This window comes from Streptomyces sp. NPDC002809, assembly GCF_040295435.1.
Lineage (GTDB): Bacteria > Actinomycetota > Actinomycetes > Streptomycetales > Streptomycetaceae > Streptomyces.
In genome coordinates, this window is sequence record NZ_JBEOVJ010000103.1 from 1 (window position 1) to 15,486 (window position 15,486).

16 protein-coding genes, 1 tRNA gene and 1 pseudogene are annotated in these 15,486 nt (G+C 71.5%); 5 read left to right on the forward strand and 13 right to left on the reverse strand.

Annotation, left to right across the window (positions count from 1 at the left end; genetic code table 11):
- Positions 1 to 85 (forward strand): annotated as a pseudogene (locus ABT025_RS35210) (IS5/IS1182 family transposase); the annotation flags it as partial.
- Entirely contained in the window at positions 79 to 357 is a 279-nt protein-coding gene (locus ABT025_RS35215; RefSeq protein ID WP_351002741.1) for a hypothetical protein, read from the forward strand. The pseudogene ABT025_RS35210 and the gene ABT025_RS35215, both read left to right, overlap by 7 nt.
- A 560-nt stretch (positions 358 to 917) precedes the next feature.
- On the opposite strand, the gene ABT025_RS35220 is transcribed toward ABT025_RS35215, so the two are convergent.
- The 8 genes from ABT025_RS35220 to ABT025_RS35255 all read right to left on the reverse strand — a co-directional run bounded on the left by ABT025_RS35220 (position 918) and on the right by ABT025_RS35255 (position 7,469).
- Positions 918 to 1,265 carry a hypothetical protein gene (locus tag ABT025_RS35220; protein ID WP_351002742.1) on the reverse strand — a complete coding sequence of 116 codons (348 nt, stop codon included), beginning with the start codon at positions 1,263 to 1,265 and terminating at the stop codon, positions 918 to 920.
- A gap of 142 nt (positions 1,266 to 1,407) precedes the next feature.
- A tRNA-Ala gene (locus tag ABT025_RS35225) sits at positions 1,408 to 1,481 on the reverse strand.
- A 370-nt stretch (positions 1,482 to 1,851) separates the two neighbouring features.
- Positions 1,852 to 2,466, reverse strand: a complete 615-nt coding sequence (locus ABT025_RS35230) for a nucleotidyltransferase domain-containing protein (protein ID WP_351002743.1) — start codon at positions 2,464 to 2,466, stop codon at positions 1,852 to 1,854.
- Positions 2,467 to 2,472: 6 nt separating this feature from the next.
- Positions 2,473 to 3,405 carry an SDR family oxidoreductase gene (locus tag ABT025_RS35235; RefSeq protein WP_351002744.1) on the reverse strand — a complete coding sequence of 311 codons (933 nt, stop codon included), beginning with the start codon at positions 3,403 to 3,405 and terminating at the stop codon, positions 2,473 to 2,475.
- Positions 3,402 to 3,752: a DUF952 domain-containing protein gene (locus ABT025_RS35240; protein WP_351002745.1), complete on the reverse strand. Its 351-nt coding sequence runs from the start codon at positions 3,750 to 3,752 to the stop codon at positions 3,402 to 3,404. Before ABT025_RS35240 ends, ABT025_RS35235 begins: the two co-directional genes overlap by 4 nt.
- A 9-nt stretch (positions 3,753 to 3,761) precedes the next feature.
- Positions 3,762 to 5,108, reverse strand: coding sequence for a choice-of-anchor A family protein (locus tag ABT025_RS35245; RefSeq protein ID WP_351002746.1), 1,347 nt, complete (start codon positions 5,106 to 5,108; stop codon positions 3,762 to 3,764).
- 151 nt (positions 5,109 to 5,259) lie between these two features.
- A complete protein-coding gene (locus ABT025_RS35250) occupies positions 5,260 to 6,261 on the reverse strand; it encodes an NAD-dependent epimerase/dehydratase family protein (RefSeq protein WP_351002763.1) in 1,002 nt (333 codons plus the stop codon).
- Positions 6,262 to 6,518: 257 nt separating this feature from the next.
- Positions 6,519 to 7,469, reverse strand: a complete 951-nt coding sequence (locus ABT025_RS35255; protein ID WP_351002747.1) for a LysR family transcriptional regulator — start codon at positions 7,467 to 7,469, stop codon at positions 6,519 to 6,521.
- Positions 7,470 to 7,724: 255 nt separating this feature from the next.
- Between ABT025_RS35255 and snpA the strand changes: the two genes are divergently transcribed.
- Positions 7,725 to 8,405, forward strand: a complete 681-nt coding sequence (gene snpA, locus ABT025_RS35260; protein ID WP_351002748.1) for a snapalysin — start codon at positions 7,725 to 7,727, stop codon at positions 8,403 to 8,405.
- 179 nt (positions 8,406 to 8,584) lie between these two features.
- Here snpA and ABT025_RS35265 read toward each other — a convergent pair whose 3' ends face one another.
- The 5 genes from ABT025_RS35265 to ABT025_RS35285 all read right to left on the reverse strand — a co-directional run bounded on the left by ABT025_RS35265 (position 8,585) and on the right by ABT025_RS35285 (position 13,564).
- Positions 8,585 to 8,944 carry a GntR family transcriptional regulator gene (locus ABT025_RS35265; RefSeq protein WP_351002749.1) on the reverse strand — a complete coding sequence of 120 codons (360 nt, stop codon included), beginning with the start codon at positions 8,942 to 8,944 and terminating at the stop codon, positions 8,585 to 8,587.
- 2 nt (positions 8,945 to 8,946) lie between these two features.
- Positions 8,947 to 9,930, reverse strand: coding sequence for a DUF1648 domain-containing protein (locus ABT025_RS35270; protein WP_351002750.1), 984 nt, complete (start codon positions 9,928 to 9,930; stop codon positions 8,947 to 8,949).
- 215 nt (positions 9,931 to 10,145) lie between these two features.
- Positions 10,146 to 10,814, reverse strand: a complete 669-nt coding sequence (locus ABT025_RS35275; RefSeq protein ID WP_351002751.1) for a DUF6304 family protein — start codon at positions 10,812 to 10,814, stop codon at positions 10,146 to 10,148.
- A 154-nt stretch (positions 10,815 to 10,968) separates the two neighbouring features.
- Positions 10,969 to 12,015 (reverse strand): family 2 encapsulin nanocompartment cargo protein polyprenyl transferase, encoded by a 1,047-nt coding sequence (locus ABT025_RS35280; RefSeq protein WP_351002752.1) that lies wholly within the window; start codon positions 12,013 to 12,015, stop codon positions 10,969 to 10,971.
- Positions 12,016 to 12,157: 142 nt separating this feature from the next.
- Complete coding sequence (locus ABT025_RS35285; RefSeq protein ID WP_351002753.1) at positions 12,158 to 13,564, reverse strand: family 2B encapsulin nanocompartment shell protein; 1,407 nt, start codon at positions 13,562 to 13,564, stop codon at positions 12,158 to 12,160.
- A 179-nt stretch (positions 13,565 to 13,743) separates the two neighbouring features.
- Between ABT025_RS35285 and ABT025_RS35290 the strand changes: the two genes are divergently transcribed.
- Positions 13,744 to 14,193 carry an RrF2 family transcriptional regulator gene (locus tag ABT025_RS35290; RefSeq protein WP_351002754.1) on the forward strand — a complete coding sequence of 150 codons (450 nt, stop codon included), beginning with the start codon at positions 13,744 to 13,746 and terminating at the stop codon, positions 14,191 to 14,193.
- Positions 14,194 to 14,286: 93 nt separating this feature from the next.
- The gene (locus ABT025_RS35295) at positions 14,287 to 15,483 is read left to right on the forward strand and encodes a globin domain-containing protein (RefSeq protein WP_351002755.1); all 1,197 of its coding nucleotides are present in this window, start codon (positions 14,287 to 14,289) and stop codon (positions 15,481 to 15,483) included.
- Positions 15,484 to 15,486 lie beyond the last annotated feature (3 nt).

A 15,486-nucleotide genomic window follows, 5' to 3' on the forward strand; every position in this document is an offset into this window, starting at 1 on the left:
GGAACGACGAGCAGACATCCACGAAGCCTTCCTCAAACTCGCCTGCTGCCTCATCACCCACCGACAGATCACCTCATTGTGTTAGCCGTTGTAAGCGCCGAGCAGGCGAGCCCCGCCGAGCTCGCCCGGCTCGCCCAGGAGCACTGGACGGTCGAGTCTCTGCCCCACGTCCGCGACACCACCTTCGCCGAGGACGCCTCTCAAGTCCGCACCGGCAACGCACCGCGGACCATGGCGACCTGGCAAAACCTCGCGATCGGTGCCCTGCGAGCAGCGGGCCACCGCAGCATTGCCGCCGGCCTCCGCCGGGCAAGCCGGCACATGACCCGCCCACTCGCCCTTCTCGGACTCACCTAATCAACCGGACACCGAACGACAACGCCGAAACCCTGGACACACACCCGCCTTGCGGTACAGCGGAACGGATGGGAAGGCGTGACGTGCCACGCCCTGGCATCAGACGAAGCGTTCTCCGAGGGGCTTTTCTTGACTGACTTTCCCCAGAGTGAGGATGCGGCAGTCCGCACACAGTCCGCAGGACACCCGATCAGGACCGTCGCATCCCATCGCTGACCAACGTTAAAAGGCCAGGTCAGCGACCCGCAGAGAGAATCCCTGCAGGTCGCAGACCCGGCCCGTTACTTGGAGACCAAGAAGGCCTGATCTCCGGCCAGGCCGCCGGCCCGCGTCATCGCGGGCCGCGCCGACCGCTTGACCGCACCCGGTCCACGGGCCGCCGATCACGGCGCGCCCGTCGGACCGGGTGCGGTCTTTCGTCATCGGGCCAGAGACGGGCACAGCTCCGCGGCGTGACAGCGGCGGACCGGTCGTGACCGGGGGCAGCCGACTCCGTCGGCCGGGCGCCCGTGCCGCCGCCGCGCGACGAAACGCCGGGCCCGCGGACCCGCGCCACGTGATCAGCTCGTCGCCGCGCCCTGTGCCGCCTGGCCTTCGAGCGCGGCGCGCAGGCGGCGGATCTCTGCGATCAGGCGAGGGATGTCCTGGCGGGCGTTGGCGATGAACCGGGCGTTCTCGTCCCAGCGTTCGTCCGCGACGTCGACGTAGCGCGGCTGCTGGACGAGGGTGGCTGCCACGATCTGCTGGTGGTCGAAGCCGGGCCAGCGTTCTCCGCGCCCGGTGTCGGGCACGGTGCTGACAGCGACGAGCCCCATGGCCCAGTCGTCGTCGAGCATCCGGACGTACCAGGGACCAGGGGTCGTGAACTCGACGAGCTCCTCGATGTCGGCGAGCTCTTCGTCGGTCATTGGTTCGGGTGTGCTCATCAGCCCTGCCAACTCCTCGCGTTCGACCAGGTGTCCGGTCCGCGGGCCGCGCACCGACGGCCCCGGCCGGCTCGGTGGGCGTGAGGACCGCGACCGCGCCGGCTGCGGCCAGGAGCAGACGGGACGGGGCCGACCGGATTCGAACCGGCGTTCTCCCACATGCGGTGAAGGTGCGCCGACCACTGCGCTACGAGCCCCGTCCCGCCGGTGATCGTATAAGCCGCCTGCGCTCCGCCGCTCTCGGATTTCGCAAGCGCCGTCCGGCGGGCAGTACGTCCGCCCGTGCGGAGGCTGAGTCGACCGGGACCGGGGCCGGCACCGGGATTGCGATCGTGATGGCGACTCCGGAGGGGACGCCCTCGGGTCCAGGTCCCGTGAAGGGCCGTCGAGGCCGTCGAGCGGGGCGAACTCCCCGCCGGCACCGATCCGGACGAGGTGATCCGCGCCGCCGACGCCGACGCCGAAGCCCGTGGCCGTGTCCGTGGCGGCAGGGGCGAAGACCGTACCGCCACGGCCGGGTCATGCGTGATCCGGGCCCGCCGCCCCACGCACGCGCCGGGAACGGCCGTCAGCCCGCCCGCAGCCGGGCCGCCCAGGGGTGGTCGGCGCCCTCGGCCAGGGTGATCGTCTCGGTCAGCCAGGCGCGCTGGTCGTCGCCCAGTACGGGCAGCGCGGTCTCGAAGTCCTGCTCGTCCTTGGGCCGCCGCGACCTGGACTTGTAGAGGAGCTGGACCTCGGGAGCGAGGTAGGGAACGCCGTCCTCGGACACCTTGCCGAGCCGCTCCAGCGGGAGACGGATCCTCGGGTCGCGGCGGAACACCCAGTCGCCGTCCTCCGCGTCGTCGAGCATGAACTGCACACGCCACGGTTCGCCCGCACCCGGCCGGCACCAGATGTCGTGGACCTGCGACGACAGGATCTCGCCCGGGAGCCAGGGCCTCAGGGTGCCGGGTGGATCGGCGGCCCACCACTGCCCGTCCGGCAGGATCCGCTGGACGGCGAGCTGGTGGTGGCGCAGCAGGAGCACGTCGATGTCGCCGTGGTCCCGGTAGGCGTGGCCGACGGCCAGTTCGACCGCGTACCCGCCCGCGATCCACCACGGCGTACGCAGCGGGGAGAGCAGGCCCACGGTGTCGGCGAGGGACATCGGTTCCCAGGGGCCCCAGGGGGTTTCCGTGCGCATCGGCCGTCAGCCCGGGGGGAGGAGGTGGCGGTAGCTGTTCGGGTGCTCGCGGAGGTACGTGGCCAGGCTCATGGGCGGCCTGCCGGTGAGAGAGGCCACGGCGTCCGAGACCTCTGCCATCTCCCCCGCCGCGATGGCCTCGTACGACGTCACCCAGCCGGCCACCTCCCAGTCCGGTGCGCCGTAACGGGACCGCGAGGCGTAGGCCTCCTCCCGGGTCTCCGGCACATAGGTGATGGTCCGTCCGGTGACCCGGCTCAGCTCCTCGGCGGCCTCGGCGAGGGTGAACGCCTCGGGACCGGTGAGGTCGTACGTCTCCCCGTCGTGCGTCGGGCCGGTGGGGTCGGCGCCGGCCAGCAGGACCGCGGTAGCCGCGTCGGCGATGTCCTCGTGGGCCACCGCCGCGACCCTGCCGTCGCCGCCCGGTCCGCGCAGGACGCCGTCGGTGCCGGTCATCGCCGGGAGACCGGCCAGATACCAGCTGTCGCGCAGGAAGGTGTGCCGGACGCCGGAGACCCGGATGTGGGCCTCGGTGTCCCAGTGGTCGCGGGCGAAGGTGAACGTCGCGTCGGGTGCGGCGCCGAGGAAGGAGACGTACACGATCCGTTCGACGCCTGCCGCGACCGCCGCGTCCACCGCCGTCGTGTGTTCGTGCACCCGGTCCGGGCTCTCGTGCGCCGAGACGAGGAAAAGGGTGTGCGCCCCGGCCAGGGCGCGGCGCATGGCCTCCCCGTCGCCGTAGGGGGCGGCCGGTGCGGTGTCGGCCCCGGGGAGTTCGGGCAGCCGGGAGGGATCGCGGCCGAGGAGCCGCACGGGGACGCCCGCCCGGGTCAGCCGTTTCGCGACGCGGCCGCCGAGCGCGCCGCTCGCGCCGGTGACGGCGGTGAGCGGGCCGTTCGTGACGCCTTCGGAATCCTGCGTGCGGTCTGTGGGGTTCATGAGGGGTTGCCTTCCTTGTGCGGCCAGGGGCGCACCTCCACGACCGCCTCGACCGGAACCGGTCCGTAGATGTGCGGGAACTCCTCGCCGCCGGGCGGGAGCGACTCGTACCGCACGGGCGCGGGGAGCCGTTCGGCGTCGATGACGAGCACCACCAGGTCCTGGTCACCGGCCCGGCTCCCGGCGCCGTACAGCAACTCGGCCACACCGGCGAGCTGGTGCGGCAGCGAGCAGTGGATGAAACCTTCTTCGTGCAGGGTGCGGCCGCGGGTGGACATCTCGTACGTCCCGATCCCGCGGGCCGCCTCCCACAGCGGGCGTTCGGTCAGGTGCAGCAGTTCGGCCATGGGCCAAAACTAGCCGCGCCGGCGCGCTCTCCGGGCCATCAGCGTGGCCGCCGATCCAGCGACCAGCAGGGCTGCCGCGATCCCGCCGATCACCCATTCACCGCCGCGTGAGCCCGTGTCCGGGAGCTGTCCGCCGGGGTGGGGCGGCCCGGGCGGCCAACTGTGCGTCGGGGTGGGGCGCGGGGCGGGTGTCGACTCCGAGGAGGACGGGGAGGGGGCCGGGGACGCGTCGCTCGGCGAGGGGGTCGGCGACGGGGACGGGGACTCGTCCGTCGGGGAGGGCGACGGGGAGGGGGACTCGTCCGTCGGGGACGGGGAGGGCGACGGCTCCTCGCCGCAGCCCGGCAGATCGCCTTCGAACGGATAGGCGTGCAGCTCCTGGCCGCCCGACTCCCCCTCCGAGGTGTGGGTCAGCGAACCGGCACTGTAGAAGCGGCCGTTGGTGCCGCTCATGGCGAGGGTCGCCACGCTGGACTGCTGCCCGATCAGCACGCTGCCCTGGAACTGGCCGGTTCCCTTCAGCCCGATCGTGGTCGCGTCCGGGAAGTTCCACATCAGGTGCTCGCGGAGTCCGGACTGCGGCAACGAGCCCATGTACGTACTGATGTTGCGCGTGCTGCCGTAGACGTTGACCAGCACGGTCGCACCGTCCGGGATGTCACGGAAGAAGATGCCTGCCTGGTCGCCCGCCTCTGTGGTCAGATCGGCGTCCACCGAGAAGACCTGGAGGGCAGAGGTGCCGTCGCCGCTGAAGTAGGTGTCGGCGCCGTCCTTCTCCACCGTGCCGTTCGCCGGACGACGGTGGTCCTCGTTGTCGTCGTACGCGTAGCAGTGACTGGCCGCCGTCAGCTGGTCGCGCAGGGCGGTGTACGGATCGGTGGCGTCCGCGTCGTGGACCGGCGCGGGGATCACCGTCCCGCTGAGCCCCTGGGCGTAGCGCACCACCCCGTGGTTCGGCCCCTCCTCGGCGAGGAGCCGCTTTCCGCTCTGGACGGTCAGGTCACCGCCCACCGTCAGGTAGTCGGCGTCGTTGGGCGGCGGCACCCGCGATCCCACGCCGGAGACGCCGACGTTGTAGATCTCGGAGACGCCTTCCCTCTTCGTCATGTCGAACTTGCCGAGGGTGACGATCTTGCCCTCGGCCTCCGCTGCGGCCTCCCTGACCAGATAGTCACCGCCGACGAAGATGTTGATGTTGCTGTCGTGGTGGATGACCAGGTCGTTGTGCGGGTCCAGCCAGGCCGGGGGGCAGTCGTCCCCGAGGCACGGGCCGAGACCACCGGGCAGCGGGTCGGCGGCCGCGGTGGGTGCGACGGCCCCCACCATGGCTGCTGCCGCCGCCACCGTCACCGCCACGCGGTGGTTTTTACCGCTTCTGCGCTTATTTGATCCCATACAGCGCAATATGCAGCTTTATTGAGTTTTCATCGGTCGTGCCACGCCGGGAGGCGGGCCCGGATCCGCCGACTGCCGGCGCCGGACGTTGCCCTTCCGGTGCGGGGCGCCGTCAACCCGCCAGCAGCTTCGCCTCGATCGCCGGATCGATACCCGCGGACGGCCGGTCGGCGCGCTGCGGCGCCGTGCCGCCGATGTCGCACAGCCAGGCCCAGGTGTCGGCGACGGTCTCCTCGACCGGCCGGCAGCGCAGCCCCGCTCCGTACGCCCTGCCGACATCGCTCCGGTGGATGGAGTCGTACAGCTCCCCCGGCGGCAGCCAGACCGGCAGGTCGGTCCAGGGTTCGACACCTGCCGCGAGGATCCGGTCCGTGTCGGTCCAGCGCAGCTCGGCATCCGAACCGGTGGCGCGCACACAGGCGTTGAGCAGTTCGCCCATCGTGGCGTGCCCGTGGCGGCTGACCAGGTTGTACGGTCCGTGCAGCCCCTTCGCGGAGGCGTCCAGCAGCCATTCGGCAAGATCGCGGACGTCGATGTACTGCAGACCCACGTCCGGTGTGCCGGGCGCGAGCACGGGGCCACCGCGGGCGATCCGCGTCAGCCACCACGGCAGCCGCCCGACGTTCTCCCAGGGGCCGATGATCAGCCCGGCGCGGGCCAGGAGCGCCCGGTCCCCGAAGGCGTCCAGCGCGGCCAGTTCACCGCCGCGCTTGGCCAGGGCGTACGAGACGTCGCCGCCGGCGTCCGGCGAGGCGCCCTCCACCAGCGGGCCGTCCTCGGGCAGGCCCGCCGGTGCCGGGTAGTCGTACACCGACCGGCTGGAGACGTACGAATACCGCGCGGCCCGGCCGGACAGCAGCCGGGCCGCGTCGCGCACGGCCGAGGGAGCGCCGCTCCAGGTGTCGACCACCAGGTCCCAGGTGCAGGTCCCGTCGTCCGGTTCCGCAACCTCGGCGAGCGCGGCGAGACCGCCTTCCGTGGTGCGGTCGCCGAGCAGTTCGGACACTCCGGGCGGTGGTGCGTGCCGGCCGCGGTGAAACACCGTGACCTCCCAACCACGCGCGAGCGCGGCCTCGGTGACGGCCCTGCCGACAAATTCCGTACCACCCAGTATCAGAAGCCTCATGCCCTCGACTCTGCCCGCTCGCACCCCGGTCCGGGACGGTCCTCGCTCTCGGCTGAATCACCCCGGACCGGCGCGGCTCACCGGAATGAGCCCCTCCGCGCCCGACTGCTCCGCACCGGGGAGTGTCCGCAAAGTGTCGCCACCCATCCGTGATTCCACCCACCCGTCAATCCGCCCATCCGCCCATCCACCTGCCTGTCCGCGGGCAGGCGGCAGGCGGGCAGGCGGGGCTTGGCGGACTCGGCCTAGGACCGGGCGAGCGGGCTGCGATGGCGCAGCAGCCACTGGTGGTAGCCGGACGCCCGCTGGGCCGCCTCCCGGTAGGCGGCTTCCAGTTCGCCGTAGACCACCGTCATGTCGGCGCCCGGCCGGGAGATCAGGAGCAGCCGGACGGCGAGCGGGTCGTCGCGCAACGGGCGGATCGCCATGTCGTCGCGCGGGCCCGAGGTGGGCTGGCAGGGCGCCACCGCCTCGCCGAGGACGACGAGTGAGGCGGCGGTGAGGTAGTCGCCGTGCAGCACGGTCGGCGCGACGCCGGCAGCACCGAACACCCGGCGCAGGCCGTCCCATTCACCGTCCACCGAGGGGTCGACCATCCACCGGTCGGTGGCCAGGTCGGCCAGGTCGACGACTGGCAGCGCGGCCGCCGGATGGTCACGGGCCATGGAGATGAACTGCGGTTCACGGTCCAGCAGAACGCGCTGGTCCAGGCCGTCCGGAACGGACAGCGGACAGCCCTCCACCTCGTGCACGAAGGCGACGTCGAGCCGGCCCGCCCCGACCGACCGCAGCAATGCGCGTGCCGACACGTCGACGCGCAGCGAGATGTCCGTACCGGGCAGCTGGAGTCGCAGCCTTCGCAGCCAGCCACCGATGACACGGCTGGCGGTGCAGCCGATCCGCAGTTGCGGACCGTCGGCCCGGGCGGCGTCCGCCTCCGCCTTCGCTTCGGTGACCAGCGCGCTCATGCCGTCGACAAGGGGGCGGGCCCTGCTGAGGACGGCGTTGCCCAGCGGGGTGGGGCGGCAGCCGGTGCGTTCACGGCTGAACAGTTCGGCACCCAGCGCGTTCTCGATCCGGCGCAGCTGAGTGGTGAGCGAGGGCTGGCTGACGCCGAGTCTGCGTGCCGCCCGGCGCAGGCTGCCGGTGTCGGCGATGGCGCACAGCGCCCTGAGGTGCCTCACCTCAAGCTCCATCTGTCGAGAGTAGGACGGCCGACTCCCACCGCACCAGACGCCAGAACCCCACCAAATGACGTCAATTCAACGGGTGTTGGGATTGCGTGCACCCGCTGTGCACTCGTCGGTCCGGGCAGGCGATAGGACGGTGCTATCGCCGGTTGGCATCATCCGCACGGAGCCGAGTTCCCTGACACTCGCTGCGTACCGCCCCCGTCCGCGTCCGCTGACCGGACGGGGTCCCCCTGGCAGGTAACCGGCAGGAGACCCCCCATGAGACACCCCAGGACCATCATGTCGGCCGTGATCGGCCTCGGCTTCGGCCTCGCCGCCGCACTGGGCACCGCGCCCGCGATCGCCTCGGCCGTCCCGGCGCCGGCCGCTCCCCCCGCATCCGCCTCCGACGTCCACTCTGCGTACGCCTCGCACTCCGGATCGCACGAGAGCGCCGCCGCCAACAAGGCGTTCTTCGAGGCGGTGGCGAAGTCGGTGGCCGAGAAGCGGGCCGCCCACCCGGGCGTCCAGGCCGTCACCATCGTCTACAGCACCGCCAACGCTCCGAGCTTCCGCTCGGAGATAGCCAACAGCGCGCAGATCTGGAACGGCTCGGTCTCCAACGTCCGGCTGCAGGAGGGCTCCAACGCCGACTTCTCGTACTACGAGGGCAACGACCCGAGTGGCTCGTACGCGAGCACCGACGGGCACGGCAACGGCTACATCTTCCTGGACTACGCACAGAACCAGCAGTACGACTCCACCCGTGTCACGACCCACGAGACGGGGCACGTCCTCGGCCTGCCGGACCACTACTCGGGCCCGTGCAGTGAGCTGATGTCGGGCGGGGGACCCGGCCCCTCGTGCACCAATCCGTATCCGGACTCCAATGAGCGCAGCGAGGTGAACTACCTCTGGCAGAACGGCTTCGCGGCCGCGCTGGCGCGTAGCGGTTCCTGACCGCGCCGGCGCGAAGCGAATCCCGACCACGTCGGCGCGAAGGGCCACCTCGCAGGACGGGGTGGCCCTTCGCGGGGACCGGAGGTGGCGCAGCCGTCACCGGTCCCCACAGTCGTCACCGGTCCCCACAGCCGTCGTCACAGCCGTCGCCACAGTCGTCGTCACGGGTGGCGCAGACGTCACCCGGTGGCGAGCTCGCTTCGGACCAGGGCCAGCAGTTCGTCCTCCGTCATGCCGAGCTCACGCGCCTCACCGACCATCTCGCGCACCCGCTCCAGCAGCCTGGCGCGGTGCGGGGAGGCGCCGTCGGCGACGACCGCCCCGCGGCCCCGGCGCAGCTCGATCAGCCCCTCCTCGCGCAGCCGCTGGTAGCCACGCAGGGCCGTGTGCACATTCACACCGAGCGATTCCGCGAGGACCCGGGCGGCGGGCAGCCGCTCGCCGGGGGCCACCGCCCCGTCGGCGACGGCGCGGCGCACACAGGCCGCGATCTGGTCGCCGAGCGGCACGGTGGAGGTGGGGTCGACCCGGAAGAGCATGGTCAGCGCTCCGTTCGGCGCTGGTCGACCAGGGTGTTGAGGAGGGCGGCGGCGGTCTCCGAGTCGTCGACCGTCACCGCGAAGTCCCTGCCGTCGGCCAATCGCGCCACGATGCCCTCGCCCGAACGGATCATGACACCGGTGCGTCCCGGACGGATCCGGTATCCCCAGCCCCCGTACTCGGCGAGCGGCCTGATGTCCCGGCTGACCGCCGCCTCGATCCGGTCGAGCGGTACGTGGACGCGCGGCCACGGCAGCAACCCGGAGACGGTGATCCCGCGCCGGTCCACGGCCACGTACGGACGGGCGAAGGTCACGAGGACCAGCCCGACCAGAAGGGCCGGAACCGCAGCGATCCAGCCCGCCGTGAACAGCAGGGCCACTCCTCCCCCGCAGGCCAGGGCGGCCACCGGCAGCAGCCATCGGTTCTCCGCGCTGCGCGCCCACCCCGCGACCTCCCCGGCAGCCAGCGCGATCCGTTCCCCGCCCCCGTCATGACCGTGCGCCGACGGCTGCTCGTGTACGGGCAGAAGCCTGGCGAGCAGCAGCCCCAGCCCGAAGGCGAGTGCGGCAGTCCCCAGCGCGGCGGCCAGATGCCACATGGGGAACGAGACGTCCTGGGCGCGGCCCTGCGCGTCCTGGGCCGCGTCCACGTTGGCGAGCAGGACCACCGCCATCAGGTAGCCCAGGAAACCGGCGACGGCATAACCGCCGGCGATCGCCCTGTTGAGCGCCGGACCGGGGAAACCTCCCTTCGCGGCCATCAGGGTCCACAGTGCGCCGACTCCGACGAGCAGCACCGTGGTGACGACGACGTACGAGGTCCGGCCCGCGTAGTCGTCCACCCGGCCGTTGCCCGTGAAATGGCTGGCCAGCTGCGCCGGCAGGCGGTCGCGGCGCGCAGCGAAGAGGATCAGGTCGGCGGCGAGGGCAAGCAGGAACGGCAGAGCGGCGAGAGCCACGCGGCCGGCGTTCTTCCGGTTCATCAAAACCTCCATTGTTTGCATGCTAGTAGAACAATGGAGGTGAGGCAACGCAGTCAACGCAGCACCAATGGGGATACGAGGACGCGAGGACGCGGCAACAACGAGGAACCGGCCGGACGGTGTCGTGCCGTCAGGCCGGTTCGGGGGGATCAGAGGGCTGGGGTGTGAGTGCGTGGAGAATCAGCGAGCCGCAACGCGCGGCCCGCCGGCCGGCGTCAGGCCCTTTCGAGCGGGAACGCGCCGCGGTGGCCGGTGCCCGCGCCCTCCTCCGGGCGCGGCTCGAACTCGGGGCAGCTCCAGACCTCCTGGACGAATCCGCTGCGCCGGTCCCACAGGTCGAGGACGTCGTCCTCGCCTGCCGCCCCGCGGTAGGCCTCCTTGGCCCCCCGGAAGCAGGCGAGGCCACCGGAGAGGCCGCGGCCGGGCGCCGGGAAGTAGTCGGAGAAGGCGCACGCGATGCACGTCTGGAGCCGGATCCCGGGCGGAAGGGACCGCTGGATGGTGGCGAGCGCGGCCCCGAAGTCACTCTCTGCACGGTGGGACCGGAAGGCCGCACCGCCGTACCGCAGCTCCAGATAGAGATACGGGTCGGGCCTGCGCAGGGACAACAGGCAGCTCAGCGTGGCCTGATGGACCGCGCCGTCCACCGTGACGGGGAACGGCAGGTCCCATTCCAGGACGCAGTCGTTGAGCACCCCGTCCGCGAGGGCGAACATCCCGCTCTCCGGCGGCATGCCCGCCACCGGGCACAGGCCGTCGAAGCTCTCGCCCTCGAAATCGACGCCCCTGATACGAAGGCGGAGTTGCTGTCCGTCGGTGGTGAGGATGACGGCATCGGAGCCCTGCCGGTCCCGGTACCACCCTGCCCACGACTCATCTGTCATGGGCACGGACTGTAGCCCGTTGCTCGGACACTCCCCGTGCCGCCCTCCACTTCACCGCCCGACCCCTGTGACCTCGGCCGATCCCCGATCCCCGGTACGCCGCCGCCCGACCCTCGCTCCCCCTTGCCGGATCACGATCTGATGGTGCCTCCGTTCAGTGGGTCCGGCGGGTGACGAACTCCGCCAGCGCCAGGAGATCGCCCGCCGCCGACAGATCGGGCACGGCCCGGGACAGATGGTGCACCGCGCGTGCCATCCGGTCTGCGGCACAGGCCTGCGCCCAGTCACGGCCGCCCGCCCGGTCCACGGCCTCGGAGGCGCGCCTCACCTCTCCGGACGTGTTCATGGGGCCCCGGTAGAGCGCGGCGAGCTCCGCCGACGCCGGGGTGCCCGAGGTCAGCGCGGCGACCACGGGCAGCGACTTCTTGTGGGCGGAGAGGTCGGCGCCGACCGGCTTCCCGGTCTGGGCGGGATCGCCCCAGATGCCGATCAGGTCGTCGATGAGCTGGAAGGCGAGTCCGGCCTCCCTGCCGAAGCCGTCCATCGCGCCGACTGCACGCTCCTCCGCGCCCGCGTAGAGCGCGCCCATCGCACAGGCGCAGCCGAGCAGCGCGCCCGTCTTCGCCGTCGCCATGGTGAGGCACTCGTCCAACGAGACCTCGTCCGGTCCGCGTTCCTCGAAGGCGCAGTCCGCCTGCTGGCCCGCGCACAGCTCGATGACGCACGTGGAGAGCCGGGCCGAGGCGCGGGCCGACACCGCGCGGGCGTCCTCGGCCAGAAGGCGCTGGGCCAGGGCGAGCATGGCGTCGCCCGCGATGACGGCGTCAGGGATACCGAAGACCGTCCAGGCCGTGGCCCGGTGGCGGCGGGTGCGGTCCTCGTCGATGACGTCGTCGTGCAACAGGGTGAAATTGTGCGCCAGTTCCACGGCGACGGCCGCCCGCACGGCGTTCCTCGGATCACCTCCGAGCGCCCTGGTGGCGGCGAGGACAAGCGCGGGTCTGATGGCCTTTCCGGCTCCGCCCGCGGCGGGGCTGCCATCTGCGTGCTCCCAGCCGAAGTGGTACATCGCGACACGCCGGATCGACCCCGGCAGCGAGGCGACCGCGGCCCGCAGATGCGGATCGACGAGGGTCCGGGTGTACTCCAGGAGCGCCGCGGCCTCATTGCCCTCGGTGGCGGCGGCGTCGGTACGGGTCATGGTCAATCGGTCACCCCGGTCGTTGCCGTCCCCGGCCCCCGATGGCTGTCGCCCCGGGGGGCCGGGGACGTGGGTGGTTGCTGTGGGTGTGCCGGCTGCGCCGGCGGGGTCCCCGACCCGGCGGGCCAGGGACCCCGTGGACTCACCGCCAGCGGCTGACCTCGACGTTCTCCAGGACACCGAGGGCGTCCGGGACCAGCACGGCAGCCGAGTAGTAGGCCGTCACGAGGTAGGAGATGATCGCCTGCTCGTCGATCCCCATGAAGCGGACCGAAAGGCTGGGCTCGATCTCGTCCGGGATTCCCGTCTGCTGGAGGCCGATGACGCCCTGTTCGGCCTCGCCGGTCCTCATGCAGATGATCGACGTGGTGCGGGCGTCCGTGACCGGGATCTTGTTGGACGGGAAGATCGGGACACCGCGCCAGGCCGGGACGTGGTGCCCGCCGACGTCCACGCTCTCCGGCACCAGACCGCGCTTGCTGCACTCGCGGCCGAAGGCTGCGATGGCCTTCGGGTGGGCGAGGAAGAGCTTCGATCCGCGCCGGCGCGACAGCAGCTCGTCCATGTCGTCGGGGCTGGGCGCCCCGTCGTGCGGCTGAAGCCGCTGTCCGTAGTCGCAGTTGTTGAGCAGGCCGAACTCCCGGTTGTTGATGAGCTCGTGCTCCTGGCGCTCGCGCAGCGCCTCGACCGTGAGCCGCAACTGCTGCTCGGTCTGGTTCATCGGCTGGTTGTAGAGGTCGGCGACCCTGCTGTGGACCTTCAGCACGGTCTGGGCGACGCTCAGTTCGTACTCGCGGGGCGCGGCCTCGTAGTCCACGTACGTGTGCGGGACGACGGCCTCGCCGACGTGGCCCGCGGACAGGTCGATCTCCGCCTCGCCGTACTTGTTGGTGCGCTGCTCCGGGATGGAGAGCAGCCCGGCCAGATGGGTGCGCAACGAGTCGGACCGCTCGGCGAGGTTGAGCACGTCGGCCCGCCTCAGCGTCAGGACCGTGCACGCCGTGACGGCGCGGGCCGTGTACTCCCAGAGGGCGTCGCCCTCGATCAGGGAGTGGTCTCCGAAGTAGGACCCGTCGGCATGGACCCCGAGCACCGTCTCGTCCCCGTAGAGCCCGGTGCCGACCTTCTCGACCTTTCCGTGCGCCAGCAGGAAGACCCGGTCCGCGGCCTCGCCCGCCGTGGCCAGGAGCTGTCCGGCGGGAATGTCGCGCTGCTCGCACCGCCTGGCCAGTTCGGCGAGCACTTCCTCGTCCCCGAAGTCCCTCAGGGCCGACAGCTCACCGAGCTCGGCGGGAATCACCGAGACCCGGTCGCCGGTCTGTACGAAGGTCACCCTGCCGTCCCCGACCGAATAGCTCAGCCGCCGGTTCACCCGGTAGGTGCCGCCCTGCACCTGGACCCACGGCAGCATCTTCAACAGCCACCGTGAGGTGATCTCCTGCATCTGCGGAGCGGACTTGGTGGTCGTCGCGAGGTTCCGTGCGGCTGCCGTGCCAAGACTCTGCTGCGGCGACACCTGCGCGTTCTGAACCTCTTCACCAACGGACATCTGTCGTCCTCTCGATTCTTCGGCTGACCTGCGAGAAGAACCTTTCAGCATGCGAACTCGGCACGCCATTACACAAAAGAGTGTGACTAATCAGGCTTTGGGTTGGGCACCACGCTGCGCGATACCCGTCGGTCCGATTAATTTGCATACGGAATGCAAATTCACTTACCGTGACCGTCATGCGGCTGACGAGATTCACCGACGTGGCGCTGCGCGTGCTGATGCGCCTCGCCGTCGTGGAGAGCGAGGATCCGCCGACCACCCGGGAGGTGGCGGCGACCATGCAGGTGCCGTACTCCCACGCCGCGAAGGTCGTGGCCCGGCTCCAGCACCTCGGCCTGGTCGAGGCGCGGCGGGGCCGCGGCGGCGGACTCACCCTCACCGGGGCCGGCCGCTCCGCCTCCATCGGCGGGCTCGTCCGTGAACTGGAGGGCCCTGGCGACGTGGTCGAGTGCGAGGGCGCCACCCCGTGCCCGCTGCGGTCGGCCTGCCGGCTGCGCAACGCCCTGCGCGCGGCCTCGGAGGCCTTCTACGCCTCCCTGGACCCGCTGACCGTCGGCGAACTGGTCTCCTCGCCGACCGGCCCCCTGCTGATCGGCATCAGCAGCAGACCGCCGGTGGACGGCTGAACCACCCCCCGCCACACCGGGCCCAGGGCCCGGTTCCTACACTGCTCTTAAATACGCATCTCAGATGCCAATTCTGAACCCGAGGAGTCAACGATGCTCTCCGAGCCGTCGACCGCCACTGTCCGTGCCACCCTTCCCGCTGTCGGCGCCGCCATCGGGGACATCGCCGATCTCTTCTACCGCAAGCTGTTCGACGCCCACCCGGAACTGCTGCGCGACCTGTTCAACCGCGGCAACCAGGCCTCCGGCGCCCAGCGCCAGGCGCTCGCGGGCTCCATCGCCGCGTTCGCGACCCAGCTGGTCGAACACCCCGGCACCCGTCCCGACGTGATGCTCGACCGCATCGCGCACAAGCACGCCTCACTCGGCGTCACGGCCGCCCAGTACGACGTCGTGCACACCCACCTGTTCGCGGCCATCGCCGAAGTGCTCGGCGACGCGGTGACCCCCGAGGTCGCGGCCGCCTGGGACGAGGTCTACTGGCTGATGGCCAACGCCCTCATCGCCATCGAGGACCGGCTGTACGCACAGCAGGGCGTCGTCGCCGGCGACGTCTGGCGCGACTGGGAGGTGGTCTCCCGCACCGAGGAGACCGCGGACGTCGCCACGTTCCAGCTCCGCCCGGCCGACGGCGCCCCCGCCCCGGCCTTCCGCCCCGGCCAGTACGTGTCCGTGCAGGTCGAACTGCCCGACGGCGCCCGCCAGATACGCCAGTACAGCCTCACCTCCGCCCCCGGTTCGGCACTTCGCTCGTTCACCGTCAAGCGGGTGCACGGCGACGGCGCCCCCGACGGCGAGGTATCGCGGCACCTGCACGCGCAGGTCGGCGCCGGCGACCGGCTCAGGGTCTCGGCCCCGTACGGCGACCTCGTACTGAAGTCCTCCGATGCCCCCCTCCTGCTCGCCTCCGCGGGCATCGGCTGCACCCCCATGCTGTCGATGCTGGAGCACCTCGCGGACTCCGGTCACCGCGCGCCGGTGACCGTGGTGCACGGCGACCGCTCCCCCGCCGACCACGCACTGCGCGCCGACCACGCCCTGTTCACCGCCAAACTGCCGGACGCCTCGGCGCACTTCTGGTACGAGGACCCCGAGCCGGGCCACCCGGCGGACCGCACCGGTCTGGTCGACCTGACCGGCATGGCGGTCCCGTCGGGCACCCACGCGTACCTCTGCGGCCCGCTGCCCTTCATGCGGGCCGTGCGCACCCAGCTGCTCGCCAAGGGGGTCCCGGCGGCCGACATCCACTACGAGGTGTTCGGTCCCGACCTGTGGCTCGCCCAGGGCTGAACC